This window comes from Stenotrophomonas sp. 05L414_2, from assembly GCF_056397905.1.
Window position 1 is genome coordinate 1 of record NZ_JBFTOJ010000278.1, and the last position, 2,598, is coordinate 2,598.

Annotated in this window: 3 protein-coding genes and 1 tRNA gene; all 4 read left to right on the forward strand. The window is 64.5% G+C overall.

Going from position 1 to position 2,598, the window contains the following annotated elements; all coding sequences use genetic code 11:
• Positions 1-952: 952 nt before the first annotated feature.
• Positions 953-1,708, forward strand: coding sequence for a triose-phosphate isomerase (gene tpiA, locus AC1DJN_RS21490; RefSeq protein ID WP_025876190.1), 756 nt, complete (start codon positions 953-955; stop codon positions 1,706-1,708).
• Between the two features lie 50 nt (positions 1,709-1,758).
• Entirely contained in the window at positions 1,759-2,196 is a 438-nt protein-coding gene (secG, locus tag AC1DJN_RS21495) for a preprotein translocase subunit SecG (protein ID WP_478040176.1), read from the forward strand.
• Positions 2,197-2,247: 51 nt separating this feature from the next.
• Positions 2,248-2,332, forward strand: a tRNA-Leu gene (locus tag AC1DJN_RS21500).
• 112 nt (positions 2,333-2,444) lie between these two features.
• A partial coding sequence (gene ndhC / locus AC1DJN_RS21505) for an NADH-quinone oxidoreductase subunit A (protein ID WP_478040178.1) occupies positions 2,445-2,598 on the forward strand: 154 nt, incomplete at its 3' end.

Here is a 2,598-nt window from a genome sequence, read left to right on the forward strand (position 1 = left end):
TCACCGAGGAGAACCCGAGCCGGTACCCGGAACCGATCACCGCGCACGGCTTCCTCGAAGAGCGCCTGCGCGAGATCAAGCTGAAGTAACAAGAAGGCCGCCGAAAGGCGGCCTTCTTGTTACGGCTAGCGCCGGGCCATGCCCGGCGAGCGCAGCGGAGGGTATTCGGCAGGGTTGCACCCTGCACCCGCAGAGGCCAGAGCCAAAGCCAAGGCCAAGGCCAAGGCCAAGGCCAAAGCCAAAGCCAAAGCGGCTCTGGGTTTCTGTGGGTTGGGCGGGGCGGTGTGGGCTGGCAGGACACGCCGTAAACCCGTCCATGGGGGCTCGATGGCGCCTTGCTCGTGTGCGCTGTCCTGCGCACACGGCAAGACCGGGGTTGGGCGTCCTGCCCAACCTGCCCGAGGCATGCCTCGGGCCCATGGCGCCAACGGTCCTGCCAACCCACACCGCCCCACCCCCGACAATTTCCCGCGGCTGTTGGTAGGTGTCGACCTTGGTCGACACGATCTATCTATTTATCCACGCCATGCGTGGATGAGATCTGTCAGGTCTCGAGGCAGGAAGGAGTTGAAGCTCTGCTTTCGCTTTTGGGGGTCAGATCCCGGCGGCCGCCCGGGATGCTGCCTTTGCCTTTGCTCTTCTTTTTTCTTTCCGTGGCGGGCGGGAACCGCCGGAATGTGTCAGGGGCCGGCCGGGTGGGCTGCGCAGGGGCGCAGGCGCCATGGATGGCGCCTACGAGCTTACAAGGACGTACTTGCAGCGTCCCCTGCGCAACCCACCCGACCGGCCAGCCTCCATATCCCCACCGGGCTCTCCGCGACCAACCAGCCCCAACCCCCGCCACGAGGGGCTGCGCCGTTGGCTGAAAATCCATGTAACCGCTTACACGGAAACGGTTTTTTGCCGCAGCAGGTATCATGGGCGGCTGAGTTCACACAGGAGCCACCCGCTCATGCGCCGCAAGATCGTCGCTGGAAACTGGAAGCTGCACGGCAGCCGTCAATTCGCCACCGAACTGCTGGGGCAGGTCGCTGCCGGGCTGCCAAAGAGCGGGGTGGAGGTGGTCATCCTGCCGCCGATGCCCTATCTGGGTGAGCTGGTCGAAGACTTCGGCGAGACCGGCCTGGCCTTTGGTGCACAGGACGTCAGCAGCAATGAGAAGGGCGCCTACACCGGTGAGGTCTGTGCGGCCATGCTGCACGAGGTGGGTGCCCGCTATGGTCTGGTCGGCCACTCCGAGCGCCGCCAGTACCACAACGAGAGCAGCGAACTGGTAGCGCGCAAGTTCGCCGCCGCCCTGCATGCCGGCTTGGTGCCGGTACTCTGCGTCGGTGAAACCCTTGAGCAGCGCGAGGCCGGGCAGACCGAGGCGGTCATCGCCAGCCAGCTGGCCCCGGTGCTCGAGCTTGTCGGGGCCGCAGGCTTCGCCAATGCCGTGGTCGCCTACGAGCCGGTCTGGGCGATCGGAACCGGCCGCACCGCAACCAAGGAGCAGGCGCAGCAGGTGCACGCGTTCATTCGTGGCGAAGTCGCGCGCATCGATGCTAGAATTGCTGATTCACTGCCCATTGTTTACGGCGGTAGCGTGAAGCCCGACAATGCCGGGGAACTGTTCGCGCAGCCGGATGTCGATGGTGGGCTGGTTGGTGGTGCCTCCCTGGTGGCCGCCGACTTCCTGGCCATCGCAGAGGCGGCGGCAAACAATTAGTTACGGTTGCCGGCTAGCCGCCGGCACTCTAGTCCGAGGGCGGATTTCCAATGCTGATGTTGATCCTCAATGTCGTCTACGTGCTGGTTGCCGTAGCCATGGTCGCGCTGATCCTGATGCAGCGTGGCTCGGGTGCGGCGGYAGGTTCGGGCTTTGGCGCTGGCGCCTCGGGGACCGTGTTCGGTGCGCGTGGCGCGTCCAACTTCCTGTCCAAGTCGACCAAGTGGCTGGCCGTGGTGTTCTTCGGCATCAGCCTCTTCATGGCCTGGTACGCCGGCCATGGCAACCGCCCGGCCGCCGATCAGGATCTGGGTCTGATGTCCGCCCCGGCGGCCAGCGCTCCGGCCGCTCCGGCGGGCGAATTGCCGGCCGTTCCGAAGGCCGATGCGGTCCCGGCCGCCCCGGTTCCGGCCGCAACTGTGCCGGCTCAGGCGGAATCTTCGGTTTCTGGTGAAGAAAAGCCTTCGGAAGGCTCCCAGAAAGACTGAAGCCGGTTACAATACGCGGCGCATCGGGAAGATAGTCTGATGTGATCGTTTGCCCAGGTGGCGGAATTGGTAGACGCACTACCTTGAGGTGGTAGCGACTTAGGTCGTAGGGGTTCGAGTCCCCTCTTGGGCACCATTTAGTAAGTAAAGCGGGTTGGTCTGGCGCGCAAGGCGCCAGGCAGCTTCCCGTCCACTCCCCCATGCCAAAGCGCCTGCAGGCGCAGCGGCAGAGGCAAGAGAGAATCGCTGTGCTGGCCGAATATTTGCCGTCTCTGCTGTTTCTGATCGTTGCCACCGGTATCGGCATTACGCTGATGCTGGTTGGTCGATTCCTCGGTCCCCGCCGCCCCGATCTGGAAAAGCTGTCGCCGTACGAGTGCGGCTTCGAAGCCTTCGAAGACG